This is a genomic window from Cypionkella sp. (assembly GCF_030652235.1).
GTDB lineage: Bacteria > Pseudomonadota > Alphaproteobacteria > Rhodobacterales > Rhodobacteraceae > Cypionkella.
Window position 1 is genome coordinate 1 of record NZ_JAUSBA010000062.1, and the last position, 25647, is coordinate 25647.

33 protein-coding genes and 3 pseudogenes are annotated in these 25647 nt (G+C 62.5%); 13 read left to right on the top strand and 23 right to left on the bottom strand.

Features of this window, described 5'->3' with window-relative positions; translation table 11 throughout:
* From Q7V03_RS20230 to Q7V03_RS20285, 12 genes and pseudogenes are all read right to left on the bottom strand, one after another.
* A pseudogene (locus Q7V03_RS20230) lies at positions 1-186 on the bottom strand (hypothetical protein); the annotation flags it as partial.
* A 101-nt stretch (positions 187-287) separates the two neighbouring features.
* Positions 288-509 (bottom strand): hypothetical protein, encoded by a 222-nt coding sequence (locus tag Q7V03_RS20235; protein WP_304927393.1) that lies wholly within the window; start codon positions 507-509, stop codon positions 288-290.
* 97 nt (positions 510-606) lie between these two features.
* On the bottom strand, positions 607-822 hold the full coding sequence (locus Q7V03_RS20240; RefSeq protein ID WP_304927394.1) for a hypothetical protein: 216 nt from the start codon (positions 820-822) through the stop codon (positions 607-609).
* Positions 819-1008 (bottom strand): annotated as a pseudogene (locus Q7V03_RS20245) (IS5/IS1182 family transposase); the annotation flags it as partial. The gene Q7V03_RS20240 and the pseudogene Q7V03_RS20245, both read right to left, overlap by 4 nt.
* A 364-nt stretch (positions 1009-1372) precedes the next feature.
* Positions 1373-2413, bottom strand: a complete 1041-nt coding sequence (locus tag Q7V03_RS20250; RefSeq protein WP_304927395.1) for an AbrB family transcriptional regulator — start codon at positions 2411-2413, stop codon at positions 1373-1375.
* Positions 2414-2454: 41 nt separating this feature from the next.
* A complete protein-coding gene (locus Q7V03_RS20255) occupies positions 2455-3063 on the bottom strand; it encodes a DapH/DapD/GlmU-related protein (RefSeq protein WP_304927396.1) in 609 nt (202 codons plus the stop codon).
* Between the two features lie 14 nt (positions 3064-3077).
* Positions 3078-3896, bottom strand: coding sequence for a transglutaminase-like domain-containing protein (locus Q7V03_RS20260; RefSeq protein ID WP_304927397.1), 819 nt, complete (start codon positions 3894-3896; stop codon positions 3078-3080).
* Positions 3896-4762 (bottom strand): phosphonate ABC transporter, permease protein PhnE, encoded by an 867-nt coding sequence (phnE, locus tag Q7V03_RS20265; protein WP_304927398.1) that lies wholly within the window; start codon positions 4760-4762, stop codon positions 3896-3898. Before phnE (Q7V03_RS20265) ends, Q7V03_RS20260 begins: the two co-directional genes overlap by 1 nt.
* The gene (gene phnE / locus Q7V03_RS20270; protein ID WP_304927399.1) at positions 4759-5661 is read right to left on the bottom strand and encodes a phosphonate ABC transporter, permease protein PhnE; all 903 of its coding nucleotides are present in this window, start codon (positions 5659-5661) and stop codon (positions 4759-4761) included. Before phnE (Q7V03_RS20270) ends, phnE (Q7V03_RS20265) begins: the two co-directional genes overlap by 4 nt.
* A 64-nt stretch (positions 5662-5725) precedes the next feature.
* Positions 5726-6628, bottom strand: coding sequence for a phosphonate ABC transporter substrate-binding protein (phnD, locus tag Q7V03_RS20275; protein ID WP_304927400.1), 903 nt, complete (start codon positions 6626-6628; stop codon positions 5726-5728).
* 30 nt (positions 6629-6658) lie between these two features.
* Complete coding sequence (gene phnC, locus Q7V03_RS20280) at positions 6659-7474, bottom strand: phosphonate ABC transporter ATP-binding protein (protein WP_304927401.1); 816 nt, start codon at positions 7472-7474, stop codon at positions 6659-6661.
* Positions 7475-7510: 36 nt separating this feature from the next.
* Positions 7511-7825, bottom strand: coding sequence for a hypothetical protein (locus tag Q7V03_RS20285; RefSeq protein ID WP_304927402.1), 315 nt, complete (start codon positions 7823-7825; stop codon positions 7511-7513).
* 50 nt (positions 7826-7875) lie between these two features.
* On the opposite strand from Q7V03_RS20285, the gene Q7V03_RS20290 reads away from it, so the two are divergent.
* The 8 genes from Q7V03_RS20290 to Q7V03_RS20325 are packed head-to-tail and all read left to right on the top strand — an operon-like array spanning position 7876 to position 15024.
* Positions 7876-8748, top strand: a complete 873-nt coding sequence (locus tag Q7V03_RS20290) for a phosphate/phosphite/phosphonate ABC transporter substrate-binding protein (protein ID WP_304927403.1) — start codon at positions 7876-7878, stop codon at positions 8746-8748.
* A 3-nt stretch (positions 8749-8751) separates the two neighbouring features.
* Positions 8752-9546: a phosphonate ABC transporter ATP-binding protein gene (locus Q7V03_RS20295; protein WP_304927404.1), complete on the top strand. Its 795-nt coding sequence runs from the start codon at positions 8752-8754 to the stop codon at positions 9544-9546.
* Positions 9539-10345 carry a phosphonate ABC transporter, permease protein PhnE gene (phnE, locus tag Q7V03_RS20300; protein WP_304927405.1) on the top strand — a complete coding sequence of 269 codons (807 nt, stop codon included), beginning with the start codon at positions 9539-9541 and terminating at the stop codon, positions 10343-10345. Before Q7V03_RS20295 ends, phnE (Q7V03_RS20300) begins: the two co-directional genes overlap by 8 nt.
* Entirely contained in the window at positions 10342-10998 is a 657-nt protein-coding gene (locus Q7V03_RS20305; RefSeq protein ID WP_304927406.1) for a class I SAM-dependent methyltransferase, read from the top strand. Before phnE (Q7V03_RS20300) ends, Q7V03_RS20305 begins: the two co-directional genes overlap by 4 nt.
* Positions 10998-12212 carry an alpha-D-ribose 1-methylphosphonate 5-triphosphate diphosphatase gene (locus tag Q7V03_RS20310; RefSeq protein WP_304927407.1) on the top strand — a complete coding sequence of 405 codons (1215 nt, stop codon included), beginning with the start codon at positions 10998-11000 and terminating at the stop codon, positions 12210-12212. The genes Q7V03_RS20305 and Q7V03_RS20310 overlap by 1 nt, the downstream gene beginning before the upstream one ends.
* Before the next feature lie 3 nt (positions 12213-12215).
* Entirely contained in the window at positions 12216-13001 is a 786-nt protein-coding gene (locus Q7V03_RS20315) for a class I SAM-dependent methyltransferase (protein ID WP_304927408.1), read from the top strand.
* 8 nt (positions 13002-13009) lie between these two features.
* Complete coding sequence (locus Q7V03_RS20320) at positions 13010-14167, top strand: alpha-D-ribose 1-methylphosphonate 5-triphosphate diphosphatase (RefSeq protein WP_304927409.1); 1158 nt, start codon at positions 13010-13012, stop codon at positions 14165-14167.
* A 41-nt stretch (positions 14168-14208) separates the two neighbouring features.
* Positions 14209-15024: a sugar phosphate isomerase/epimerase gene (locus tag Q7V03_RS20325; RefSeq protein WP_304927410.1), complete on the top strand. Its 816-nt coding sequence runs from the start codon at positions 14209-14211 to the stop codon at positions 15022-15024.
* Between the two features lie 37 nt (positions 15025-15061).
* Here Q7V03_RS20325 and Q7V03_RS20330 read toward each other — a convergent pair whose 3' ends face one another.
* Genes Q7V03_RS20330 through phnF form a run of 8 tightly spaced genes read right to left on the bottom strand, consistent with a single transcriptional unit; the run spans position 15062 to position 21448 of the window.
* Positions 15062-16231, bottom strand: coding sequence for an alpha-D-ribose 1-methylphosphonate 5-triphosphate diphosphatase (locus Q7V03_RS20330; RefSeq protein ID WP_304927411.1), 1170 nt, complete (start codon positions 16229-16231; stop codon positions 15062-15064).
* Positions 16218-16925 carry a phosphonate C-P lyase system protein PhnL gene (locus tag Q7V03_RS20335; RefSeq protein WP_304927412.1) on the bottom strand — a complete coding sequence of 236 codons (708 nt, stop codon included), beginning with the start codon at positions 16923-16925 and terminating at the stop codon, positions 16218-16220. The genes Q7V03_RS20330 and Q7V03_RS20335 overlap by 14 nt, the downstream gene beginning before the upstream one ends.
* An 8-nt stretch (positions 16926-16933) precedes the next feature.
* Positions 16934-17746 (bottom strand): ATP-binding cassette domain-containing protein, encoded by an 813-nt coding sequence (locus tag Q7V03_RS20340; protein ID WP_304927413.1) that lies wholly within the window; start codon positions 17744-17746, stop codon positions 16934-16936.
* Positions 17743-18657, bottom strand: coding sequence for an alpha-D-ribose 1-methylphosphonate 5-phosphate C-P-lyase PhnJ (locus Q7V03_RS20345; protein WP_304927414.1), 915 nt, complete (start codon positions 18655-18657; stop codon positions 17743-17745). Before Q7V03_RS20345 ends, Q7V03_RS20340 begins: the two co-directional genes overlap by 4 nt.
* Positions 18654-19718: a carbon-phosphorus lyase complex subunit PhnI gene (locus tag Q7V03_RS20350; RefSeq protein ID WP_304927415.1), complete on the bottom strand. Its 1065-nt coding sequence runs from the start codon at positions 19716-19718 to the stop codon at positions 18654-18656. Before Q7V03_RS20350 ends, Q7V03_RS20345 begins: the two co-directional genes overlap by 4 nt.
* Complete coding sequence (gene phnH, locus Q7V03_RS20355) at positions 19718-20263, bottom strand: phosphonate C-P lyase system protein PhnH (RefSeq protein WP_304927416.1); 546 nt, start codon at positions 20261-20263, stop codon at positions 19718-19720. Before phnH ends, Q7V03_RS20350 begins: the two co-directional genes overlap by 1 nt.
* Positions 20263-20706 carry a phosphonate C-P lyase system protein PhnG gene (gene phnG, locus Q7V03_RS20360; protein ID WP_304927417.1) on the bottom strand — a complete coding sequence of 148 codons (444 nt, stop codon included), beginning with the start codon at positions 20704-20706 and terminating at the stop codon, positions 20263-20265. The genes phnH and phnG overlap by 1 nt, the downstream gene beginning before the upstream one ends.
* Positions 20699-21448 (bottom strand): phosphonate metabolism transcriptional regulator PhnF, encoded by a 750-nt coding sequence (phnF, locus tag Q7V03_RS20365; RefSeq protein WP_304927418.1) that lies wholly within the window; start codon positions 21446-21448, stop codon positions 20699-20701. Before phnF ends, phnG begins: the two co-directional genes overlap by 8 nt.
* A 169-nt stretch (positions 21449-21617) precedes the next feature.
* On the opposite strand from phnF, the gene Q7V03_RS20370 reads away from it, so the two are divergent.
* The 3 genes from Q7V03_RS20370 to Q7V03_RS20380 all read left to right on the top strand — a co-directional run bounded on the left by Q7V03_RS20370 (position 21618) and on the right by Q7V03_RS20380 (position 24241).
* The gene (locus Q7V03_RS20370; RefSeq protein ID WP_304927419.1) at positions 21618-21935 is read left to right on the top strand and encodes a helix-turn-helix transcriptional regulator; all 318 of its coding nucleotides are present in this window, start codon (positions 21618-21620) and stop codon (positions 21933-21935) included.
* 48 nt (positions 21936-21983) lie between these two features.
* Positions 21984-23033, top strand: coding sequence for a permease (locus tag Q7V03_RS20375; RefSeq protein ID WP_304927420.1), 1050 nt, complete (start codon positions 21984-21986; stop codon positions 23031-23033).
* Between the two features lie 662 nt (positions 23034-23695).
* Positions 23696-24241, top strand: a complete 546-nt coding sequence (locus tag Q7V03_RS20380) for a YaeQ family protein (protein ID WP_304927421.1) — start codon at positions 23696-23698, stop codon at positions 24239-24241.
* A gap of 56 nt (positions 24242-24297) precedes the next feature.
* Here the strand turns inward: Q7V03_RS20380 and Q7V03_RS20385 are convergent, their stop codons facing one another.
* Genes Q7V03_RS20385 through Q7V03_RS20395 form a run of 3 tightly spaced genes read right to left on the bottom strand, consistent with a single transcriptional unit; the run spans position 24298 to position 24869 of the window.
* A complete protein-coding gene (locus tag Q7V03_RS20385) occupies positions 24298-24450 on the bottom strand; it encodes a hypothetical protein (RefSeq protein ID WP_304927425.1) in 153 nt (50 codons plus the stop codon).
* Positions 24383-24553: a hypothetical protein gene (locus Q7V03_RS20390; protein ID WP_304927424.1), complete on the bottom strand. Its 171-nt coding sequence runs from the start codon at positions 24551-24553 to the stop codon at positions 24383-24385. Before Q7V03_RS20390 ends, Q7V03_RS20385 begins: the two co-directional genes overlap by 68 nt.
* 22 nt (positions 24554-24575) lie before the next feature.
* The gene (locus tag Q7V03_RS20395) at positions 24576-24869 is read right to left on the bottom strand and encodes a hypothetical protein (protein WP_304927422.1); all 294 of its coding nucleotides are present in this window, start codon (positions 24867-24869) and stop codon (positions 24576-24578) included.
* A 114-nt stretch (positions 24870-24983) separates the two neighbouring features.
* On the opposite strand from Q7V03_RS20395, the pseudogene Q7V03_RS20400 reads away from it, so the two are divergent.
* Positions 24984-25097 (top strand): annotated as a pseudogene (locus tag Q7V03_RS20400) (IS5/IS1182 family transposase); the annotation flags it as partial.
* Between the two features lie 53 nt (positions 25098-25150).
* Entirely contained in the window at positions 25151-25513 is a 363-nt protein-coding gene (locus Q7V03_RS20405; RefSeq protein ID WP_304927423.1) for a hypothetical protein, read from the top strand.
* The last annotated feature ends 134 nt before the right edge of the window (positions 25514-25647 follow it).

A 25647-nucleotide genomic window follows, 5' to 3' on the forward strand; every position in this document is an offset into this window, starting at 1 on the left:
CGCGGCGTCGGTGATATGGCGCAGGAGGCTCGCGTAGTGGTTCAGAGTGCCGACATCGCCCCAGTTGATCTTGTCGGGGGGTGTCTAGAAGTGGTCGTCGCTCAAGGCCTTCAGGCGCTCCAGCATCGTGTCGATCTGGAACTTCGTGGTCATGAAGGCGTCGAGGGCTTTGTCGTTGGAGGTCATCGCTTGGTCTCCGCGGTGAGTAGCATCGTTATCCTGTCATCAGCATCGCTCTGGCGTGGCGCCGAGTGTAGGGAATTCCAAGCAACATCCTTGCGTTATGATCACACTTCCGGCGCTGTTCGGTCCGCATCGGCCTGCGGCACGACCGTCAGCCACTGGCCGCCGATCCAGATGTAGAGATGCGCAAACTCCCGCGTCGGGCGCGGCAGAATGCGGGGATCGCGCGGCGGGCTGAAGCAATCCAGCACCTCGGGCGTGACCTGGCGGAGCTCGCGGGCGGTCAGGATGTCCTCGGGCTTCCAGCGTGCCAGCGCGGGCAGCATATGGGCGGGTTAGCCGTCCATGTGTACATAGACATGCGTCCATTCCTGGGGGCCGACCTGCATCGCGATCTGCGCGCGGGGGCTCATGGCGCCCCCCTCAGATCAGCTGGAGATCGGCCAGCACCGCGCTGGCAGCGGCCAGCTGCGCGGTCGGCAGGTCGATCTTGAGGTGAGAGAAGATGTCCGAGCAATCGGCCTTGATCCCGCCCTCCCACAGCGCGGCTTGAACGACCTCGGCCACCACGCTGGGGCAGCTGCGGTCGAGTTGGTCGGGCAGCGTGTCGAGGTCGATGCGGATGGTGGACAGAGTCATCCTACGACTTCAGTGATGGGAATGCCGAGCGCGGTGAAGCCGTTCAGGACGGCGACACGGATTTGGAACTGGGCAACCTGACGGTCGAAGTCCCGAGCGGCCAAGCGTTGGCCCAGCAGTTTCGCTCATCGGCCTGCGGTTCACACAATGCATCTTGGTTTCGACCCGGCTTCTGCGGTCGTAGCCGCCGAAGTGGACGTAGACGTGTGCCTACTCATCGGGGCCGATCTGGATAGAGATCTGCGCATAGGTGCTCTTGGCCGCCCTCTCAGATCAGGTGCAGGCTGGCCAGCACCGCGCGGGCGGCGAGCAGTTGTGCGGTCAGTAGGTCGCGGTTCCAAGCGCAAAGATCCTTGTTAGGTCTGCCTTGGTGAACTGCAACTTGACGCCTTCCGGTAAGGATGCGTCAACGTGCCAGGATCACGTCCACAGAGGCTTCTCCTGCCTTCAGCACTGCGAACGAGCACCTTCCCTGGGCGCGCATTCGAAACCGAATTCGATCGCGATCAATACAGGCAACATCCGGGCCCAGGAAATTGCTTCTCGACACCTATGGGGTGGACCGGCGCGCCAACAGCAGCCGGAAAGCCACCGGTGCCAGCACGATCACGAACAGAATCCGCACCACGTGATGCAGGGCCACAAAGGCCACGTCGGCCTGAATGGCCAGCGCGATCAGCCCCATTTCGGTGAGGCCTCCAGGTGCCAGTGCAAGAAGTGCTTGTTCAGGACCAATCCCCGCCAAGTGCCACATTGCCAGCCCCGCACCGAACGCAAGGGCAAGCGTCAGAAGCGTCGACCCGATTGCAAGCGCCGCTGCGGACAGGACGGTCCGGGCGCTGATGCCTAGAAAGCGACAGCCAAGGACTGTGCCAAGAAGCACTTGCGCCGTGTTGACCAGAATGCCCGGCGGGGCACTTTCGGTGAGCCCGGCAAGGTGCAGCACCGCCGATACCAGCAGCGGACCAAGAAAGGTTGGCGCGGGAAACCCAAGCCTCTTGCCGACAAGGCTTCCCACAACGGCCGATGCAAGCAGAAGCAGGGCATCCAGCCATGTCAGGAGCACCTCGACCGCCCCCATCGAAGCGCCGACCTCATGGCCTTCGACGATCCGGAACCAGAAGGCGATCAGAGCGATAGTCACCACGATGCGCAGGCTGTGGGCCAGGATGATCGGTGCGGGTTTGGCGCCACTGGCCTCGCCGATCTCGATCATTTCGGACAGACCGCCAGGCATTCCGGCAAAGTACGCGGTGACCCAGTCGAACTTGCCGACAAAGCGATAGAAGGGGACCACGACCACGGCCACGGCAATCACATAGACCATCAGGATCGCCACAGTGCCAGTCCAGGCCCTTGCCTCGTCGATGATATCGGGCGTGAAGCGCGAGCCGAGAAGAACGCCGATCACGGCAACGACAGCCGGTCGCAACCGGGCCGGGCCAAGGATCGGCGCATTGGCCAATGATGCCGCCATCGTCGCGAAAAGCGCGCCCAGCATCCACGGCAGGGGAAGACTCAGAATGTGGAACACCGCACCGCCGACCGCACCGATGGCAAGGGCCAGCGCAATCCGCGGCAGGGTTTCCATGTCAGAAGGTCCGTGTATATCGCGGGAAGGGGCCGCAGGGCTCAGCGATACTTTTCGATGAAGGCGTCAATGTCCAGCGCCCGGATATCGGACAAAGCGGCCTTGAGCGCCGCATGATCCCAATCCCACCACGCAATCTGCTGCAGCGCCTCGGCCTGAGGCAGGGTGAACCGCCATTTCAGGTGGCGCGCAGGCACGCCGCCAACGATTTCATAGGGGGCCACATCCTTTGATACCACGGCGCCCGCCCCAATCACCGCGCCTGTGCCGACGGTAACGCCGGGCAGAAGGGTGACGCCGTGGCCGATCCAGACATCATGGCCGATGGTCACCCAATGATCACGGCGCCACTGGAAAAAGGTCTCGTCATCTTCGCCCAGGCCGAATTGCGCGGCGCGGTAGGTGAAATGGTGCTGGCTGGCGCGCCAAGTGGCGTGGTTACCCGGATTAATCCGCGCGCCTTCGGCGATGGAACAGAATTTGCCGATGCTGGACCAGACCGCATTGCCGCCGCGCACGATGTAGGAATAATCGCCGAACGTCACCTCGCGCATCGTCACTTGCGCCATCACCTCAGTCCATTTGCCCAAGGTGCAATCGACCAGCGTGGCGGTTTCATGGATGTTCGGCGTTTCGGTCAGCATTTTCATGGCAGGGGTCCGTTTCAGGCGGTTGCAGGCATCAGAAGGCGGATGCGTTTTGTGTCGAACCGTACAGCTTCGCCATCGCGCATCATCATCGGTTCGACCAGCAGTTTCAGATCCGCAAAGCCGATCCCGGGATGGCAAAGCGCGGTCGAATGACCGACCGGCATGCGGAAGCCGCCCTTTGGGTTCAGCGCAGGCCCGGCATCGCGCCGTCCGATCTGCAGGAAATGCGAGATGTCCCATTCCTGCGTCTGCCCGCCGATGCGGGTGACGGCCCAGCAATGCCCGCTGGTGCAGTCGCCGACCTCGGGGAAGAAATAGCCGACGACATAGCCCGCCTCGATCCCGGCTGCGCGGAGCGAGGCAAGAAAGTAGGTGTGGATGTCGACGCAGGAGCCTTCGGTCAGGCCGCAGGCCAGATGCGGAACATGGTCGAAGCCGTCCGTGAATTTCCGCTCTGGGTGGCCATAGTCGAACCGTTCGGCCGTGGCGCGGGCAATGCGGAGGGCGCGGGTAAGATCGTCGCCGGTTCCGGCAACCTCCCGCGCCTCCTCCTCCAGCGCAGGGGCTGCGCGGGTATAGCGTGACGGGACGGGATGGAATATCGCCTCGGGATAGGTGCCGGGTTGGCCGGAATAGTCATAACGAAAGGTCACTTCGGCCGCCTCGGGCGCCACCAGCAGCAGTTCTTGACCAGAAGTCGCTTCACTCAGTCGCTCAACCCGGCCCCCCGTCACGGTGCAGCCACTGCAGACAGACGCCGGAGAGGACACGCCCGCTGGGGCAAAGACCGGACCCTCAGTTCCCGGCACGACGATTTCGACGGCATAGGTCATTATCTGGTTCCCTCCCATGTTCCGATGAAACGCGCGCGAACCCGGCCAGAGAGCCAGTCGATCAGATAGACCATCGCGATGATCAGGAAGATGATCGACCAGGCTTCGTCCCAGCGGTAGGCGCCGATCCGGTCGGCCAGCAGAAAACCGATGCCCCCCGCGCCGACGATGCCCAGAATGGTGCCGGATCGGACATTGGATTCGAGGTTGTAAAGCGTGATCGACAACAACACCGGCATCACCTGCGGCATCACCGCAAAGCGGATGGATTGCGTGCGGCTGCCACCCGATGCGACCACGCCATCAACCGATTTGTTCGACGTGTTCTCGATCGCCTCGGCATATAGCTTGGCAAGCACGCCGATTTCACCGACCGCGATGGCCAGCACCCCGGCCAGCGGCCCAAGGCCGAAAGCGCGGATGAAGATCAGCGCAAGGATCAGGGTTTCAAAGGCGCGGATGACGTCGAACCCGCGCCGCACGCCAAAGCGAAGGAAGGGCAGCCGGTTGATGTTCTTGGCCCCCAGAAACGACAGCGGAAAGGCAATGATCGCACCAAGCAGCGTGCCCAGAAAGGCCATCGACAGCGTCTCGCCCAAGCCTTTCAGGATCTCGGCGAACTCGCGCCACTCAGTCCAGATGTGTGGTGGGAACATGAAGGATAGCACCCGGCCCAAGCGGCCCAGCCCTTCCCAGATGCGGACGGGCGAGAAATTGAAATCGTAAAGGCACCAGCAGAACAGCAGCCCAAAGCCGGTCCAAAGCGCGGCGCGGCGCAGGCGCACGTGCAATGGCGCGCGGAAGGCAAGGGGATAGGCCGCGCGGGCCATTGCGACTTCGGCGGCAGTGACGGTTTCGGTTGTCACGTCCGTGCCTCCAGTCCCATGACACGGTGCCGCAGCATTTCGGACAGTCGGTCGATCACTGTCACGGTCACCAGAATGATGACGAACAAGGCGGAAAGGTCGGTGTATTCCTGATAGGACATGGCGGTGCGGAACTCCTGCCCCAGCCCGCCGGCACCGACATAGCCGATGATCGACGAGGCACGTACGTTGATTTCAAACCGCAGCAGAGTATAGCTGAGAACATTTGGGAGCACCTGCGGCACGGCCCCGTAGCGGATCATGTCAAACCATGATCCTCCCGCTGCTTTCACCCCATCAAGGGGGCGCATATCTATGTTTTCATTGGCTTCCGAGTAAAGCTTGCCCAGAGCACCGGCTGTGTGCAACCCGATGGCCAGCACCCCGGCCATCGGCCCCACACCAAAGCAGAAGACAAAGATCAGGGCAAAGACCAGTTCCGGCACCGTCCGTGCAATCTCAAGGTAACGGCGCGAGAGCCAGAGGACCCAGCGATTGGGGGCAAGGTTGCGCGCGGCGGGGAACGACAGGATGAACCCGCCCACGACACCCAGAACGGTTGCCATGAACGCGATGAGGACCGTTTCCAGCAGAAGCTGCGCCCAGATCTGCCACCGTGAAAACCACACCGCAAGATCGCTGCCCAAGCTCGCCCAAGACAGGTCCGGGATCGTCTTCGAGATGTATTCGCCAAGCCGCGGCAAGCCGGCACCGATCACCCAACGCTCGGCACGGGTGCCGTCGGCCAAGGTCACCTGGGTGATTTTGAAGAAGTTAGAGGCTTCGGCCGTCACAAGGAACAACACGATCAAGACCGCCGTCACGGCAGCAAAGGTCAGGCGGGCATGGTGGCGTTGCACCGCGTAATCGCGTTCAAAGGCAAGTATGGCAGTGGACATCTGGTATTCCCGACTGGGCAAAGGCGGGCCAAGTTGGCCCGCCCGGATGGCGTTGGATCAAGGATCAGCCTTTGCGGTTGGCCTTGAACCAGTCGCGCATGTCGACAATCCACTGATAGCGGTCGTGGTTTACTTCGACATAGCCCTTTGCGGTCGAGTCGTCCGCCCCGGTCATTTCCTTGAACGCTTCGGGCGCTGCGGTCGGCGTGGCCATGACTGCGGCCTTCATCCCGTCAATCAGGCCTTGCGGCAGGTTGGCGCGCGCGGTGAACGGACCCGAGGTGATTTCCGGGCTGGTCCAGATTACACAAGCCTCGCCTTCCTTGATCATGCCTTTGGATTCCATCCGCTGTGGGATGCCGCTTTTTTCATTGTTGATATAGGTCGCAGCAGCATCGAACTGGCCGTTGACCACACCGACCACGCCCGCCTCGTGGCTGCCCGAAAATGGGGTGGCCGCGAAGAACTCTTCGGGCTGATAGCCCTGCTGCACGAGGTTGTAGTAGGGCACGTTGTAGCCCGAAGTGCTGTCGGGATCGGCGAAGGCAAGGGTCTTGCCCTTCAGATCGTCGATGTTTTTCAGGCCGGAATCGCAGCGCACCACGATCACACCGAAGTAGCCGGTCGAATCGTCCTCCTGCACCGAGGTCAGCAACGGGACGACACCGCCGTTTGTTTCAGTGTAGGCCGCAGCATAGGCGGAAGAGCCGAGGAAGGAAAATTCGATCTGCCCGGCGGCCAGCGCCTGGATCACGCCGTCATAGTTTCCAGCGGTGAATATCTCGACCTCAACGCCCAGTGTCTTTTCCAGATACTCCTGAAACTGAGTGTATCGGGCGACGCGGTCGGATTCATTCTCGCCCGACAGAATGCCGAAACGGACGATCCGATAGTCGGTCTTCCAGTCCTGGGCGATTGCAGGAAGGGCTGTCAGGGCAACAAGGGCAGTGGTGGCAAGCAGGCGCATGGTAAAGCTCCATCATCAGGGGGTAAGGGATCAGGCGATTTCGGTGAGCCGGTTTGGGCTGGCAGCGGTAGAGGTGACCGCCTCGTTGAACTCGGCCAGGCCTTCGCTGCCGTAGATGTCGCGCACGACATCATCCGTCAGCAGAGCGGGTCTGCCATCAAAAAAGACACGGCCATCGCGCATGGCAATGATGCGGTGGCAATAGGCGCGCGCAGTATCCAAGGTGTGCAGATTCACCAGCACGGTAATCCCGTCGTCCCGGTTGATGCTGCGCAACGCCTCCATCACACGGGTGGCGTTGCCGGGATCAAGGCTGGCGATGGGCTCATCTGCGAGCATGATCCTTGGGTTCTGCACCAGCGCCCGGGCAATGGCCACGCGCTGCTGCTGACCGCCCGACAAGGTGCCTGCGCGCTGCAGCGCCTGCGGGGCCAGGTCCAGCCGGTCCAGCGCCCGAATGGCAATCGTCCGTTCGGCATCGGTAAAGCGCATCGCCATCGAAGTTAGAAAGCCGTGATCGGCCAGACGGCCCACCAGAACGTTGGTCAGAACGTCCAGCCGCTCGACCAAATTGAATTGCTGAAAGACCATCGCGCAGTCTCGCCGCCACTGACGTAGGGCCCGCCCTCGCAGCGCGGTGACATCGGTATCGCCAAACGTGATCCGGCCGGAAGTGGGGTCAATCAGCCGGTTGATCAAGCGCAGAAGCGTGGATTTTCCTGCGCCCGACCGGCCGATCACCCCGACGAACTCGCCGGGGCGGATATCCAGTGTGACGGCGTCAACCGCGCGGGTCGCGCCAAATGTGCGGCCAAGGCCAGTAAGAGAGAGTGAGTGCTTTTCCATGCTAGGACTTTGCCATCAGCAGGCAACAATCCAGCGTCATCCGGATGAATTCTTGGAGACCAATTCTTGACGATGATGTGACACTGACCTTCGGAACTTCATGATTTCATAGCGTTGGCTTGCAAGACGTGTTTTTTGCAGCCAGCGCCCGACAGAAAGAACTGCATGCAGGGGGAAATCCAGCCCGACAAAACGCGTGCGTTTGGGCTGCACCTGAACATGAATTCGAAATCGAATTCTTTTGCCAAACGAGAGCCTTGCGCTGAGCCACATAGCCAGAGGAGCTTCGATTGTCGCAAATACGTCATGCTTGGGTTTAAAAAATTCATACTCACGTAGCGGTGGTGTCACGGGCGGGCCTTAGACATTCATTCGAATGAATAGCAAACGGAGAGTCTGCCATGTCGTTGAAGACCATGATGCTCGGAACGGCACTTGCCGTCATCGGCGCAACTGCCGCCACCGCAGAAACCTGGAGCATTGCCGTCACGGACGTTGAAGGGCTGGAGCGCCTGCAAGCCGAATGGGGTCCGTTCAAGACGGCACTTGAAGCGGCCACTGGCGAAACCTTCGACTTCTTCCCAGTTTCTTCACGGACCGCATCCGCCGAAGCCCTGCGCGGCGAGACAATTGATTTCGTCATCACCGGCCCGGCGGAATACATCGTCATCAATACTTTGACCAAGGCCAACCCACTGATCGGTTTTGGCCGCCCGGACTATCGCTGCGCCATCATCGTTCGCGCCGATGCGGGCATCGACAGCATGGACGACCTGAAGGGCAAGAAGGTCGCGTTTGGCGACATCGGCTCGACCTCGAACATGCTGTGCCCGATGCAGCTTATGGCCGACTATGGCGTCAGTCCAGTCACCGACATTGAGGCTGTTCACACCGCCCGCAACATCGCGCACGAGGCGCTGAAGGCGGGCGACGTGGCCGCCATCGGTATCAACGAAGGCAGCTGGATCGCTTCGGCCCGCGACAAGGATACTTCGGTTCCCTACGGTTTCTTCAAGGTGCTGGCGCGATCGGGCGATCTGCCCAACGACATGCTGCTGGCAGGTGCCCATGTGCCGACCGACATTCAGGCCAAGGTTCGTGACAGCATCATCGCCAACAAGGCCGAGATCATCGCGGGCATCACCGCGCATGAAGAAAACGGCAAGTACATTGGCATGGACCTCGTGACCATCGAGGACGCGGGCTATGACATCGTCCGGTCGATGTATACGACGGCGGGCTATCCCCAGTTCGACAAGTTCCTTGGGGAATGACAGGTGCCGCTTGACCGTCCTGTGACGCGGCATAAGGCCAACGGAGCTGGCTTGCAGGTGATCGACCTGCAGGCAAACGGCCTTTGCAAGCGGTTCGGCAAGGCAGCACCCGTATTTTTGGGTCTGGATTTCAGCATCCGTCAAGGCGATTGCGTCGCCCTTGTCGGGGCCAATGGCACCGGAAAGTCGACCTTGCTGCGCTGCTGTCTTGGCTTGATTGCCCCTGATGCAGGCCGTATCTCCCTGCTGGGCATGACGATGGCCGATCTTGGCCCCGCCGCCCGGCGCGACCTGAGGGCCCGCACCGGGCTGGTCGGACAAAAGCACAATCTGGTGCCGCGCCTTTCGGTTTTGTCCAATGTCATTCACGGGTTTCTGGGAAGGCACTCTGGGCCGCGCTATTGGGTTCACAGCCTTGCCCCAGCTTGGGCGCGCGCTGCGGCCATGACAGCGTTGGAAAAGGTCGGGCTTGCCGATCTGGCCCTGCGCCGGGCCGATCAACTTTCCGGCGGGCAAAGCCAGCGCGTGGCGATTGCCCGCGCGCTGGTGTGCAACCCGCGATTTTTGGTGGCCGATGAGCCCTGTGCCTCGCTCGACCCGCAGGCGGGCGAAGAGGTCATGGCGCTCTTCATGACGCTTGTGAAACGCGAAGGGGTGACGGTTCTGTTCACCTCACACAACGTGCAGCACGCCCTCAGCTATGGCGACCGGATTCTGGGCTTGCAGGGTGGCCGCATCGCCATCGACGCGCCCTCGGCCGACGTCACCCCATTGGAAATGGCCAAACTTTATGGATAGCTCAGCGCGCACACTTCCGCATCGCTTCAACCGCCCCGGCGGTATCGGTTTTGTCAGTTACGTCATCGTGGCGTTTGCCATCCTGTGGTCGCTGGAGGGTGCGGGCTGGTCGGTTGACCGGCTGCTGTCCTCACCGCCAAAGCTGGCTGATTTCTTTTCCCGCGCCTGGCCACCTTCGACCCACAATCTGGAGCGGCTGGCCTGGAAGATGGTGGAAACCCTGCAGATCGCCGTCGCGGGCGCGGCCATCGGCATTGTGCTGTCGCTGCCGATCGCACTTTTGGCGGCGCGCGGTGTCCTGGTGGGGCGCGGCGTCAATCTGGTCGTGCGCATCATTCTGGGCTTCATCCGCGCCGTGCCAGACCTCGCGTGGGCGCTTGTCTTTGTGGTGGCGGTCGGCCTTGGCCCTTTCGCAGGGATGCTGGCCATCGCCATCGACACCATCGGGTTTTGCGGCCGCTTCTTTGCCGATGACATGGAAAACACCGATCCCGGTCCGGCCGAGGCCCTGACCGCCACCGGAGCAAGGCGCATCGACATTGCCGCAAGCGCAGTGATCCCTGCAGCGCTTCCGGCCTTCGTATCAACCTCGCTGTTCGGGCTGGAAAAGGCGGTACGGGCATCGACCATCCTTGGCCTCGTCGGTGCAGGCGGGATCGGGATTGAACTGAAGGTCGGCTTTGACCTTTTCGATTATCCGACCGCGATGACCGTGATCCTGATGATCGCAGTCGTGGTGATCGGCGTGGAGCAAATCGGCGCAGTCTTGCGTCAGAAGATCATAGGACCGGGCAGATGAAGACAGATACAGCGCACCAGTATTGGGCAACGGAATGGGCGCAGGTGGACGGCACCTCTAAATGGGAACAGCCCGAGACAGACGTGATGGACTTCGCGCAAAGCCTTCCTGCCGGTGCTGCCGTGCTGGATCTGGGTGCTGGCGTCGGGCGACATGCGCTGGCGCTGGCACGGCAGGGCTTTGCCGTGGCGGCCCTTGATGCCGCCCCCGAGGGCATCGCGGAGATCACCCGCATCGCCGCAGCCGAGGGCCTGACGGTTAACGCCCGCACCGGTTTCATGACCGCCCTCCCCTTTGCCGATGCGGCCTTTGACCATGTGCTGTCGTGGAACGTGATCTATCACGGCGACGAGGACGTGCTGCGGGCGACAATCGCTGAAATCGCCCGCGTGCTGAAACCCGGTGGCACGTTCCTTGGCACCATGCTTTCCGCCCGCCGGGTGCCGAGTGAATGTGCCAAGGCGCAGGGCCGCGAGATTTCGCGTAACACCTGGGTGTTCGAGGGTGCGGGCGACAAGATCCACCCGCACTACTTTTGCAACGGGCGCGATCTGCTCGAACTGTTCTCGGCGTTCGAGGTCTGCCGTCTGGAGGACCGTGAACACGAAACGCCCGGCTCGTGGCACTGGCATCTGGTGCTGGAGCGGCTGTGATGGAACCCTTTGTGATTGAAGGCGCGTCGGTCGTCTTGCCCGACCGGATCGCGCGGGTGTCCGTGCGCGTCGAAGGCGGCGTGATTGCAGCCCTGGACGGCCCACAAGACGGCGCGCGGGTGATCGACGGCCGCGGCATGACCCTTGCCCCTGCGCTGGTTGACATCCACGGCGATGCCTTTGAGCGCCAGCTGATGCCGCGCCCGGGCGTGATGATATCGACCGAAGCGGCGCTTCTGGAAACCGACCGGCAGTTGGCGGCCAACGGCATTGCGACCGCTTATCACGCCCTGACACTCAGCTGGGAGCCGGGCCTGCGCTCGGTCGCCATCGGGCAGGAGGTGATGGGGACGCTGGCGGCCCTCGCCCCGCGCCTGACGGTGGAAAACCGCGTTCAGCTGCGGTGGGAGACCTTCTGTTTCGAAGCCCTGCCCCTGATCGAGGCCGCCCTTGCCGGGCCGTTGCTGCCCGCCTTGGCCTACAACGACCATACGACCATGGGCGTACTGCACCCGTCCGTTGCGCTGCAGGACCGACCCTTTGATTTTGCATCCGATTTTCCAGTGGTGGACATGGACAGCCCCGGCTTTGCCGCCAAGATGGAAAGCCGCGCGAAACGGTCCGGAATGGACATAGGCGATTTCATCGCCCTGATGCGGCAAATGTGGGAAAGGCGACCCGAGGTTCCGGGAATCATTGCTGAAGCGGGCCGCAAGGCCGCAGCCGCAGGTGCGCCAATGCTCAGCCATGACGACAGCCAGCCCGAGACCCGCGACTACTACCGGAGCCATGGCGCCCGGATCTCGGAGTTTCCGATGAACATGGCGGTGACCCGCTCTGCACGTGAGGCGGGGGACTGGATCGTGTTCGGCGCCCCGAATGCCGCGCGCGGCGGCAGCCACCTCGGCTCGCCCGGGGCGGCAGACATGGTGGCGGCAGGACTGTGCGATATTCTTGCCTCCGACTACTATTACCCCGCCATGCTGGCCGCCGTGGCACGGTTGCAGGCGGATGGGATCGGCCAACTTTCGGATCTTTGGAAGCTGGTCTCGGCCAATCCGGCGGCAGCGCTTGGCCTTGCCGACCGGGGCGAGTTCGCGGTCGGTCGCCGGGCCGATCTGGTGCTGCTGGAGTGGCCCGAAGGCCGCACACCGGTGGTGCGCCAGTGTTTTGTCAATGGCCGCGCCGCCTATGGCGCGATTGCGGCGGGCTAGGCCATGAAGGATGGGGTGGATCGCTTTGACGGATTGGCCGAAGCATACGAGATGCACCGTCCCGGCTATCCCGCGATTGCGTTTCAGGCCCTGCTTGCCGACCTCCGCTGCCGGGCAAAGGTTGCAGTAGATGTAGGCGCAGGTCCTGGCAATTCGACCGACTCGCTACGCGATGCCCTTGGTCCGGAGTGGCGCTACATCGCCATTGAGCCCGGCCGCGACATGCGGCGGGTTCTGACGCGGCGCTTTTCGATGGCTCCGGATGTCCACATCGCTGATGCGTCCGCCGAGGACATGAAACTGCCTGATGGATTCGCTGCGCTTATCGTGGCCTGCACGGCGTTTCACTGGTTCGAGATAGCGCAGTTCTATGAAGAGGCCCGGCGCGTGCTTGCGCCAGGGGGCGTGTTGGCCCTGGTGCGCAACCGACGCAAACCTTTGGCCGTAATCCAGGCCTTTGACCGCTATATCGAGACGCATTCTTCAGAGGTGACAGACCTTGCCCGCCGCGAAGCCCGCAAGGAGCCGGTGGTCCGTGACCTTGCACAAATGCCCGGCTTCATGACAGCAAGGTCTTGCACCTATCCGTGGACGAATGAGTTGTCCGCGCGGGGGCTGATCGACCTTTACCTAACACGGTCCACCCTGTGGGGCGTCGTCCGGCGCATTGGGCTTTCCCGTGTGACAGCTGATCTGACTGCAATCTGCACCGAGCTTGGCGTGGCGGAGGAGCCGATCCGGATCGATTGGGAAACCACAGCGAAATGGGTCCGAAAACGGACCGACTAGGGGGCGACATGCTTGACAATATAACTGGAAACTTCACCCTTGCAGGGACGCGGATTGTGATGCCACACGGCATAACCACCGGCGCAATCGATATTGAGGATGGACAGATCGCGGCCCTGCGGCCCGGAGCACAACCTGCCGGCAGCCTTGATCTTGCGGACGACTTCCTGATCCCTGGCATCGTCGATGTCCACACCGACCATGTCGAGGTGCATGTCTTTCCGCGGGCGGGCGTGCAATGGGATTTTATGAACGCGCTGATGGCGCATGATGCCGTAGTGATCGCGGGCGGCACGACAACCGTGCTGGACAGTCTGTGCGTCGGTGCGTCGATGAAACGGCCCGAGCGGCGAGACCTTCTGGTGCCGCTGGTGGCGGCGCTGGAACGGGGCCGCGCCGAAGGTCTGTTCCGCGCCGATCACCTCTTGCACTTGCGTTGCGAAATCTGTGATCCCGATACGATCGCGCTGACCGATGCCACGATCACCAGCCCGCTGGTGCGGCTGGTATCCGTCATGGACCACACGCCGGGTGACCGGCAAAGCCTTGACCGGGAACATTGGCTCGGCCGGATGGCCAAGGACATGGGGCTGGATTTGGAGGATGCGCGCAACGCCATGGCCGAATTGCTGCACCGTTCGGCCCGCGTGGGTGCCGAGGTGCGCGCCCATGTGGTTGCCCGGGCGCAGACGGCGGGCCTGCCGCTGATGAGCCATGATGACCGCACCCTCGCGCAGGTCGATCAGGCGCGGGCAGAAGGGGCCACGGTCTGCGAGTTTCCCACCACGCTGGAGGCCGCCAGCCACGCCCGCGCACAGGGACTTTCCATCGTCATGGGCGCACCCAACCTTTTGCGCGGCGGGTCGCAGTCGGGCAACGTCTCACTTCGCACGCTTCTGGAGGCCGAGCTCTGTGATGTCCTGTCCTCGGACTACATCCCGCGCAGCCCGCTGGATGCGGCCTTTGCCATCGGCTTTGACAACAGCCTGCCGCAAGACCTGCCCCGCGCCATCGCCATGGTGACCGATGCCCCTGCACGGCTGGCCGGGCTGACCGACCGGGGCCGGATCGCTGTGGGGCTACAGGCGGACCTTGTGCAGGTGCGCCGGATCGGCACGCACAACCATATCGTTGCAGTCTGGCGCGATGGACGGCGAGTTTACTGACGCGACATCGAATAGTCCGCTCCAAACAAAGGAATTCATCAATGCTCCCCCTCAAGATCGGTGCCTGTCTTCGCGCCGCCGAAATTTCAGACCACCGCGCCTGGCTGTTCGATGCGCAGCGCGACATCGAATTGCAGGACTTCATGACCCACGCCGCCCTTGGCCCTGAACGCCACGATCGGATCGCTGCCGCCAAAATGGCGCTTGCAGGTCACAGTGGCCGCGTCGGGATTCACGGCCCCTATGAAGGGCTTGATATCGACAACAAGGATGCGGAACTGCGGCCCCTGATCACGGCGCGGTTTCTGTGCGCGCTCGAGGCTGCCGAAGCGATCGGCGCGCGTCAGATGGTGCTGCACTCTCCCTTTCGGGCCTGGTATCAGAACAACAGGCTGGCATCGCCTGGATATGCCGAGGCGAAGCTGGCGCGCATTCATACGGTCCTTGGCCCAGTGGTCAAGCGCGCCGAAGACGCCGGGATCACCATCGTGATCGAAAATATCGAAGATGTTGACCCCGCCACCCGCCGCGCCCTGGTCGACAGCTTCGCCAGCCCTGCGATCGCCCTTTCGATTGACACGGGCCATGCGCAGCTTGCGCGCCGGATGTCGGGGGCGCCGCCGGTCGACTATTTCGTGCGGGATGCCGGCGTGCAGTTGGCCCATGTGCATCTGCAAGACGTGGACGGCCACGCCGACCGCCATTGGGCCCCCGGAGAGGGCGAGGTTGAATGGGTGGCGGTGTTTCGCGCCCTGGCCGATTGCGCAAGCGCGCCGCATCTTGTGTTGGAGTTGCACGACAAGACGCAGATCCCGCAGGGCTTTGCCTATCTGCAAGGTCTGGGCCTGGCCGAATAGACAGTCAGCCGGTTCGGGGGGCTTGCGGCCCCCCGCTTCAGGCCGCCCTCGCCAGAAAGATCGACCCGTCCGAGAAGATCTTGGCACCTGCCCGCAGGGTTGCGCGGACATGGCCAATTCCGGTGCCATCGGCAATCACCAGATCGGCCAGCATGCCCGGCGCTATTGCGCCACGATCCCGCAGCCCAAGCGCCTGCGCCGGGTTCAACGTGGCAAGACGGGTTGAGCCTGCAAGACCCTGCGGATCTGCCTTGGCCAGTTCCAGCACAGCGGGCAGCAGGGCTGAGGGGTGATAGTCTGACGCGAGGATATCCAGCAGACCCAACTCATGCGCTGCGCGGGCGGACAGGTTGCCGGAGTAGGACTGGCCCCGCAGGGCATTTGGTGCCCCCATCGCGGTGGCAAGGCCGCGGGCGCGGGCCTCGGTCGCGGCTTCGACCGTGACGGGGAACTCGCTGATCCCTGCGCCCAGCACCTGCATCAGCGCGACCTTTTCCACCGTGTCATCATCATGGCTGGCCAGCGCCACCCCATGCGCCCGGCAGGTCGCAGAAATCGCCCGCAGCGTGGCGGCCATGTCGCCTGCGGTGGAGTGTTTCTGGGCGATGCGCCGGGCCACCTCGCTCTCGGCATCGCTCTGGCTCAGGCCCTTTTCGCGGGCCACGCGGGCCACATGCGCCTCGATATCGCGGTATTGCCCCTGCCCCGGTGTGTGGTCGGTCAGCGACACCAGATCGACCGCGCCTTCGGCAATCAGCCCTTCCACCACGCGCAGGGCATCGGGGAAGGTAATCTCGAACCGGGCGTGAACCTTGTGGTCGACCTTCAGGACATCAGCCATCGATTTCAGGGCACGGATGATGGCGCTGGTCTGGTCGAAATGCCGGATATGGCCATAGGCCGATCCGGGATGAAAGCTGACGGCGGCATAGGCCGTGGTCACGCCAGAGGCCGCCAAACGCCGGTCAAGATCGCGCAGACCCAGTTCCATCGGCATGCGGACATTGGGGCGCGGTTCCACCTCGCGTTCGACCATGTCGCCGTGCATGTCCACAAAGCCGGGCAACAGCAGCAGGCCATCGCCGCTGAGAGCCGCGCCTGACTGCGGGGTTTCTGCGACCTCGACGATGCAGCCAGCTTCAACGCGGACCGATCCACGCTCCAGCACACGGTCCGGCGTCACCACGCGAAAATCAGACAGCCACATCTTCGGACACCTCTTGTGCGGTCAATTCGATCTTGCGGTCGATCAGCCCCGCCACATCACCAGGGTGATGAAAGACACCGATCATCGCAACGCCTGCGGCTTTCAGGTCGGCCAGCCTGCGGATCAGCGCCGCCCGCGCGCCTGCGTCCAGCGATGCGGTGGGCTCGTCCAGCAGCAGCAACCGTTGCGGCAAGATCAGTGCGCGGGCAAGGTTGACCTTCTGCTGCTCGCCGCCCGAAAACGTCGTAGGATAGGCCCGCCACAGGTCACGCTTGACGCCGAACTCCGCCAGCCAACGGCGCGCTTCTCCCAGAGCTTCGTGTGCGGGCATGCCCGCCCGGCGCAGGGGTTCGGCGACGATATCCTCAGCCGCCACACGAGGCCGCGCGATCAGGAACTGAGTAACAAAACCAATCTCGCGGCGGCGAAGGAGGGCGATATCCACGTCCGCCGCCGTCGCAAGATCTATCCGACCCTCGGTCGTGTGATACCAGATATGCCCCGCGCGCGGCAAATAGCTGCGGTAGAGCGTGCGCAACAGGGTGGACTTGCCCACGCCGTTCGGGCCCCGAAGCAGCAGGAACTCACCCGCTTGCAGGGTAAAGTTGATGCTGTCAAAGGCGTGCAGCTTTTGGCCAAGATGGTGCATCTGAAAATGCTTGGCGAGGTCTTGAACCTCAAGGACGGGGATCATTGCGGGCCTCACAGTTTGGCATGGACGAGTTGTTGCGTGTAGTCGTGCTGAGGGTCCTGAAATATCTGATCTGCCAAACCCTGCTCCACCACCCGGCCCCGGCGCATTACCATGACGCGGTCGGCCATTGTGCGGATTACGCCAAGGTCATGGCTGACGATGACAATGGTCATCGCCCGATCGCGCTGCAGCCGCTTCAGCGTGTCCAGCACCAGCGCCTGCACCGAAACATCAAGGCCTGTGGTAGGCTCATCCAGCAACAGAAGCACCGGCTCCAGCGCAATCGCCTTGGCCAGTTGCACGCGCTGCTGCATGCCGCCCGACAATTCGAGCGGTCGCGCGTCCATCCGGTCAAGCGGAAATTCCGACGCGTCCAGCGCCTCTCGCGCGCGGCCGCGCAGGGCGGCAAAGCTGCGCTCGCCCGCAATCAAAAGGCGTTCCGCGACGTTGCCGCTGGAGGTGTGCTTCATCAACAGGCCGAGGTGCGGGTTCTGATAGACGATACCGATCCGTGTGGCACACAGCATCCGCCGTGCGAAGCGGTCCAGATCAAACAGGTTTCCGGGCAGATCGGGCAGCGCCAACCGATAGTCGCCTGCGTCCGGCATGTCCTCAAGGTTCATCATCCGCAATAGGGTGGATTTACCCGACCCGCTTTCCCCGACAATCCCCAGCACCTCGCCGGGATAGACGGTGGCTGACACATCCCGCAGCGCCACCACATCCCCATAGCGGCGCGAGACACCGGTCATGGTCAGCAAGGGTGGCGTGGTCATCAGTTGAGGGGCTTGCAGCGCAAGGGGGGGTGCAGTGGCGATCATTGCGGCATCTTTCCGTTTTCGTACCAGGTGGAGCCGACCCGGGCTTCGGCGCCTTCGGCCTGCCGGATCGCCTTGATGCCAAGGTTGCTGTCGGACAGTTCGAACTGCGATCCGCCACCACCCTGGGGGATCTCGTTCATGAAATAGCCCGTCAACCCCGAGCGGTGGCAGGTCAGCGCGGCATGATCCTCGACCTGGAAGGGCACGTCGGAAAAGACCAGCGGTTCGACTCTGGTGAAGGGCGGGACGGCGTACAGCCGCTTTTCGCGCCCGGCCGACAGAAAGGTCAGGTGCTGCGCCATGTGCAGCTTTGGCACGTCCCAACGCGGGATGGGTGAGGGCGTCATCACATGCCGCCCGTTCACCAGAGACGGATAGGCCGCCCCCTGCATGACCCGACCCGACCGGACGATCTGTTCGTAGAGGATCAGCCATAGCCGCCCGTAATCGGCATCGGCGTGCATCTGACGGGCGACTGACATGTTGGGTTCCACCGGGCGCAGCGGCTCTGGGTTCGGCACTTGCAGGACCAGCACCTGATCGGCGCGCAGCCGTTCCTCGGGGATGCGATGGCGGCTTTGAATGATCGTGGCCTCAAGGGTATCCCAAGTTTCACGCGCACCCGAAACCTTGGACAGGAACGACCGGATCGAGGCCGCGTTCACGCTGTCATCGGCACCTTGATCGATGACCTTGACCACCGAACTGGGCCGCAGCAGCGTCAACGTCACCTGCAAACCGCCCGTCCCCCAGCCTCGCGCCATTGGCACTTCGCGGCTGGCATAGGGCATCTGACAACCCGGCACGGCGATGGCCTTGAGCATCTTGCGCCTGAGTTCGCGCTTGGCTGAGGCGTCGAGGAATCCGTAGGACATCGCCTCCCACGGCTTGGTGAGGGTGGCGATGGTCATGCGGGCACCTTTTCGAGCTCATGGGGTGCGGGGGCGGCTTTTGCCCCGCGCAGCGCGTCGAGCGAGGATTGGAAAGTCACATAATGTGGCAATTTGAAGTGGATGCAGAAACCAGAGGCCTCGACCGGCTCTGTATGGTACAGGAAGAACTCCTCCTCGACCGGCGATCCCTTGGCGGCACCGGGGGCGTTCAGGTCCAGCGTGGCACCCGAGATCACCTTGACCTCGTTCCATCCCAGTGTGGCGCAGAAACCCAATTCCAACAGGCCCGACTTGCCCTTTGACGTGACCTCGGCCTGACTGACCTTGACCCGCCCGGCGGAAAACACCGTGCCGCGTGGGTGACGCACGCGGACGTCGGCTTCGGCGAGGCGCAACTCGTTCACCGTGGGGTGGGCATTGCCATAGCCGCGCATCGCCGAATAACCCAAAGCGAGCATCCCGCCCGTATCGGCCCGCGCCAGGCTTTGCAGCGTATGGGCACGTGCCGCGGGAAACAGCAGCGGCTCGCGCGTCAGGTCGGGGATGTCATCGGGGGCCACATCGGCGCGGGCCGGGTCAGCCACCAGACCCTGCGCCTTCTGCCAGGCGGCCAGCGAAGGTTGCCGGGCGGGGGCCGGGGTGGCGGCAGGCTCGACAGGTGCGGGCACATAGGGCCGCCCCTGCAAGACACCGGTTGCCAGCAGACGGTGCGCATAGTCCAGGCTCGGCCCCAGAATTTGCCCGCCCGGAATGTCCTTGAACGCCGCCGAGATCCGCCGAAGGGTGAACAGCTGCTCCTGCAGCACCGGTTCGGCAATCGTCAGGCGCGGCTGCGTGGTGCGCCATGCGCGAAGCAGCAGCACTGCCTCATAAAGGTCCCCCCCCGCCTGTGCCAGCGCAAGGGCCGCAAGGTCAGGCTCGTAAAGCGAGGCCTCCCCCATCACCCGGTCGATCAGCATCGGCAGCGCGTGGCGTATCTCGGCCACGCGTGCTGCGTCGATCCGGCCCAGTTCCGCCCGGTAAAGGCGCTCTGACTGGTCAATGGCGCGTTCGCCGCCGCGGGTTGCAACATAGGCCATCAGAGCACCTCGATTGTGGTGGAGCGCGGCAGGCCGATCACCTGTGCGCCGCAGATCAGGAACAGATCGAACCCGGTGGGATAGTGGCAGAGCGCAGCGCGCAGGGCCCAGAACCCGGGAGCGATCCCGCCCAACACCAGATCGGCGAAGGTCTCGATCCCCGGCCCGGTCAGCCGCAGCCGCTGGCCAGTCCCGAACCCGGCCTCGGCCACTATTGTGGCCCCTGTGTCAGGGTAAAGCGCCGAGCCGACTGCGACTTGCGCCAGCCGGTCCAGACCTGCGTCCAGCGTAAGAAAGCAATGATCAGCCAGAGGCAATGGCACCAACGCCGCGCCGAAGGTGGCGATGCGGTCCGCCAGTGCGGGGTCGTCGCAGAACACCCGACACTCGCGGTCCAGCAGCGCCTCGGCAATCCCCGTCCTGCCAGGGGCTGGCAAGTCCTGAACCGTGCCGGGGCGCGACAGGGCCCACATCAGCGCCTCAAACGTGGCGTTGGTGCGCGCTTCGAAAGCGTCTGGCACTGGAATGGTGGTGAGCAGTGACATCAGAACGTCTCCATATCGACGCGGGTGGCCTCAACCTCGCGCAGGCGGTCGGTATCTGTGGCGGTCTGGATGCTGGCCTCGCGGAGCAGGAAGGCGCGGATTTCCGGGGTCTGGCCAAGGCTTGCCGCCGCATCGACCACCGCCATCGCCATTGCGCGGTTCAAGTCGCGACCTACAACCATGCCATAGCCTTCGGTCCCGGCGGCGCGGATATGCGCCTCGGCCACCAGCACCTCGCCCAGATGAAAATCGGTGCCTTGCACGGTGTCGCGCATCGGCAGCATCACAAGGCCGGTGCGGCTTTGTACCACCTCGACCGGTCCTAGGCCGGTAAGCACCTCTTCAGCCAGCGTTGCCAGTCGGTCAGCATCGGCGCGGGCCAGCACGTCCAGCAGCCGCGCATGGTCGAAGGGGTGGGCGGGATCGTCGGCTTGGTCAAACACTGGCGGCACTTTCCGGGGCAGCTTCGCCCTCATCCTGACTGTCAAAAGAAAATTGCACCCGGTCCGCCGCCCAGACCGCCTCCGAGTAAGCGATGGGCTGGCCTGCACTGTCGACATCGGTCTTTTGCAGCACCATGACCGGCTGATCGGGGTGCTGCATGAGCAGGTTGGCCTCTTCGCCATCAGGGCGGCGGGCAAAGACGATGGTGCGCTTGCGGAAATAGTCCGTGATGCCATGGCTCCGATAGATGTCGGTCACCGATGCGCCGTCCATGCGCTTTGCGGCAAGGTCGGGAAAGCGCAGGGCACAGTGGTAGGATAGCCCGATGCTGATCGGCACTCCGTCAGCCAGACCCCGGCGCAACAGGCGGTGAACCGGGCTGCCTTCTGCCAGACCAAGCGCGGCCGCCACCCGCGCCGGAGCGGGCACGACAGCATCGGCAAGCTGTTCGCCTGCGGGAGAAATTCCCTGTTCCAGCAGGTTCTGCCGGAACCGGGTGCGCCGCCCGATGTGGTAGCTGATCAATGGGGCCGCCTGCACAAAGGTGCCACGCCCCTGTTCCACACGCAGCTTGCCCTCAACGGCCAAGGCAGCCACCGCGCGCCGGACCGAATGCCGCCCCGCCTGAAAGGTCTGGCAAAGCTGCGACTCGGTCGGCAGTTGTGCGCCGGGCTCAAGCTGCCCGGCAGAAATATCGGCCGAGATACGATCACGAATGATCTTCCAGTTGTCGCGCCCCATCCTGTCCAATCCGTAAATTCATTCGAATGACCCGATAAATACACCCGCATCGTTACGGTTGTGTGACGCTATGGGTGTGACAACGCACAAGACTTCCGAGGCGATCAGTCAGCTGGAAAAGTTCGATCCGAATCATTTACAAAACTAGTTTTTTGGTTATTTTTACTGCATGAGTACCACCAGCCCCAACGCCCGCGCCCTTGCCGCCCTTGGCCACGATGCCCGCTTGTCGATCTTTCGCCTGTTGGTCACGGCCGGCGACGACGGGCTGCGGGTTAGCGACATTGGCGACCACCTTGGGTTCGCGCCATCGACGCTTGCCCACCACTTGTCCACCCTCGTCGATGCGGGGCTTGTGCTGCAGGACCGGCGGGGGCGCGAAGTGTTCAATCGGGTCAACTATCCCGCCATGCGACGCGTAGTCGGGTTTCTCACCTCGGAATGCTGTTCAGGCGTCACCATAAAGCCCACTGAGGAAGCGGCATAAGACGCGCCGTCGCCTGCCATAAACGACCATAAAACCGGAGTCTTGGTGATGACTGACGTAACACTACCCCTTCCCGGCCTCCGGTCCATTCTGAGCGCCCTTTGGCGGGACCAACGTGTTTGGCTCGTGTCAGCAGTGACCCTCGGGGCGCTTGCGGTGTTCGATCTGCCGCAAGCCGCCGTGAGTGCAGAGTTTGCCGGTCGGACGCTTTTGAATACGGCACCGTTTCTACTGCTGTCCATCGGCATTGCCGCATGGGCAGGTGCTACGGGGGCAGACAATCTAATCGCCAAGACGTTCACGGGCTCCCCCCTGCTGATGATCTGTCTGGCAGCACTGGCGGGTGCGGTTTCGCCCTTTTGTTCTTGCGGTGTGATCCCTTTGATTGCCGCCCTTTTGGCCATGGGCGTGCCGCTGTCGGCAGTGATGGCCTTCTGGCTTGCCTCGCCGATCATGGACCCGTCAATGTTTGTCCTGACCGCAGGCGTGCTTGGGACAGAGTTTGCAATCGCCAAGACGATGGCAGCCATCGGGCTGGGCCTGTTCGGCGGGTTGACAGTTCACATGATGTCGCGCGGCGGCGCACTGATGGATCCGCTGCGCGAAGGTATCGGCAACGGCGGCTGTGGCGGGGCCAAAATCCGCGCACCAAAGCCGGTTGTCTGGCGGTTCTGGCAAGACATCGACCGCCGCAAGAAGTTTGGCAAGACCGCGCTGACAACAACGCTGTTCCTAGCAAAATGGCTGGCGCTGGCCTTTATCCTTGAAAGCCTGATGCTGGCCTGGATCCCGGCTGATACGGTGACGGCTGCCCTTGGCGGGGATGGGCTTTTGCCGATCGTTACGGCAACGCTGGTCGGCGTTCCGGCCTACCTGAACGGCTACGCGGCCTTGCCACTTGTCAGCGGTTTGATCGATCAGGGCATGGCCCCCGGCGCAGGCATGGCGTTTCTGGTCGCAGGGGGCGTCACCTCCATTCCAGCGGCGATGGCCGTCTGGGCGCTGGCCAAGCCGAAGGTCTTTGCGCTTTACTTGGGGCTGTCTCTTACAGGGGCGTTTGCTTCGGGCCTCATGTTTCAGCTATGGACCGTGGCATGATCGCTGCAGCATCATGGCGCAGACGACATCAGGATACTGCCAAAGAGGGTTCACCTCTTCCGGCGACTGAATACCCCCGAGTCCGCTGGACCACCGCAATGCGGCCCCCAAACCCATCCCCACCGTCCGCCATCGCCAACTCCTTCTGAAACCTCAGAGCAACTCGCCTTTCGGTCTGCGTTGGGGAACCGGCGAAATGAATGGGATGGAGACGGCGCATTCGGAGTAGCTCATTCGCCAGATCCTGACCGTCGCTGGCACGGCGCTGGTCGCAAAGGGCCTCGTCCAGGCCTCTGATCTCAAACCGGTGATCGGCGTGTAGCTGACCATTGGGTCGGCGGTCTGGTCGGTGGCCGATAAACGGGGCTGGTAGGCGTTAGGGCGAATAAAGGTAGTCAGCGCGGGCGAGGCCACTTGCGGTCCCGCGCACTCTATTGGTCGCGAGGGGCGGAAGCAGACTTCCGCGAAAGCTAGCGGTGCAGGGCCTCGCCGGGCTGAGTTATCTCGCGGTCTACGTCGTCTCTCCCGGCGACGTGGCAGAGGTCGTAGTTCGACGGCCTGGCAACATCTGTTCGACTCCAATGTTCGGTACGTTCTTATCCGCTTTCACAAGGTCACCAAACGCAGTAAGCGTCCCACCTTTTGTAGGTTTGGGACAAATCATGGCGCAAAATGCCACTATTTACAAAGTTGAGCTCTCCGTCTCCGACATGGATCGCCACTATTACGAGACCCATAAACTGACCGTTGCCAAGCATCCCTCAGAAACCGATGAGCGCCTGATGGTGCGCATTATCGCCTTTGCCCTTAATGCCCATGAGAACTTGGAAATGACGAAGGGTCTGTCAACCGATAACGAACCCGACATTTGGCAGAAAAGCTTGAGCGGCGAGCTTGATGTGTGGGTGGCTCTTGGCCTTCCCAGCGAGAAGGTGATGCGGCAATCCTGTAGCAAAGCCGATAAAGTGATTGTTTACCCATACGGCGGCAGGACGGCCGAGATATGGTGGGACAAGATCAAAGGCAGCACCATCCGTTTTGAGAACCTTCAAGTGATTGGCTTTTCCGAAAAAGACACAGGCGAACTGGCAAAGTTGGCAAGCCGGGCGATGAAGCTCCAGATCAACATTCAGGACGGCGATGTCATGGTCAGTGTCGGTGACAGCATCGTTTACCTAACCCCGCTAAAATGGAAGAGTGCTGCGTAATTCACGTGTGTCCGCCGCAAAGACGGAATTGAGTTGCGCAGTGGTGCCCGGCTTAGTCACCGGTTGCGCGAACCGGTCTGTCTGATCCAATCCGCGCCACCATAGGTTCCCGCGTAAATCAGCACTTCGCCTGCGTCATCGTCAACCAAGAAGGCGACGACGGCTTTCCTTCCAGTCGGAATGGCACGCAAGGCTAGGAGCGATTTCATCGCGGAGGCTACCTTCGTGCGGCGTAGACTTTAGCGTGGCAATGGCCGCTTCGATCTCGGCCAGTTTGCGTGAAGCCGCGTCAGGCCCGGCATAGTCGATCATCCAGTGGGCGATGGAGTCGAGGTCACGCGCGACAAAAGGGTGGAACCTGATCTGGTAGATCACGCGCCGCGCCAATGGTGCCACGAGCTGCGGCGAATGCGTCGTCCTGGTCGATGAACGCTGCGCGCGGCGTTTCCATTCGCGCGCGGATTTCCTGCTCGAGGGCGGAAAGGGCGACCTCGCGTTCTTCCTCGTCCTGGATCATCTGTTCCAGCGCGGCCGCCACTGCAGCGCTCTGGGTCGCAAACACGCCCTGCCCGACCTTTTCCGAGAGGAAGTGGTGATGGCGGTCGGCAAAGCTAAGGGTGGTGTGCATTTGACGGTCATCTGCACCCCCACGGTATGACTAACAGGCCGCTGAAATAGTCGTCCCTCGACGCGGTTTGAGGAACGTGATTCACTCTGGGCAAGGCAATGTCGGGGGGTTGGAATGCGCGGGATGGATGAGAGGAGCGGCTCGCTGTTTAGCTATGTCGATCTTGAAGATCGCATCCCCGCTCAGCACCCGTTGCGTAAGATCCGGCAAGTGGTGAATGACGCGCTGGTCGTGTCGAATCTTGGCATGGCGTTACCACGGACTCACGTCCGGAAGCCATCATGGACAAATTTAAGGATAAGGCGCTTCCTGAATATCAGCACCTCATGCAGCGCTGTTTTGCCGAATATTACCGGGTCTTGAAGCCGGGTCGCTGGATGACCGTGGTCTTTTCCAACAGCAAGGCATCGGTCTGGAATGCCATCCAGGTCTCGCTGCAACAAGCAGGTTTTATGGTGGCTGAAGTGACTGAGTTGGACAAGGTCCAAGGCAGCTATCGCCAAGTAACCTCGACGACGGCGGTGAAGCAGGATCTTGTGATTTCGGCCTACAAGCCCAACGGCGGGCTGGAGCAACGGCTGGCTGAGCGCGGCGCAGCGCCCGATTCTGCATGGGATTTTGTCCAGACCCACCTGCGCTGTTGATTTGCACTGAGAAGTGACCCGGGTTTTTCATCGAGAATTGACCCACCTTTGATTATGGATTTTGGGTCATGCTTGGGTCAAGGGCGAGTTTCACTCCTTCTTTTTTTGGGCTGCAGCGGCTGAGCTTGCCTTGA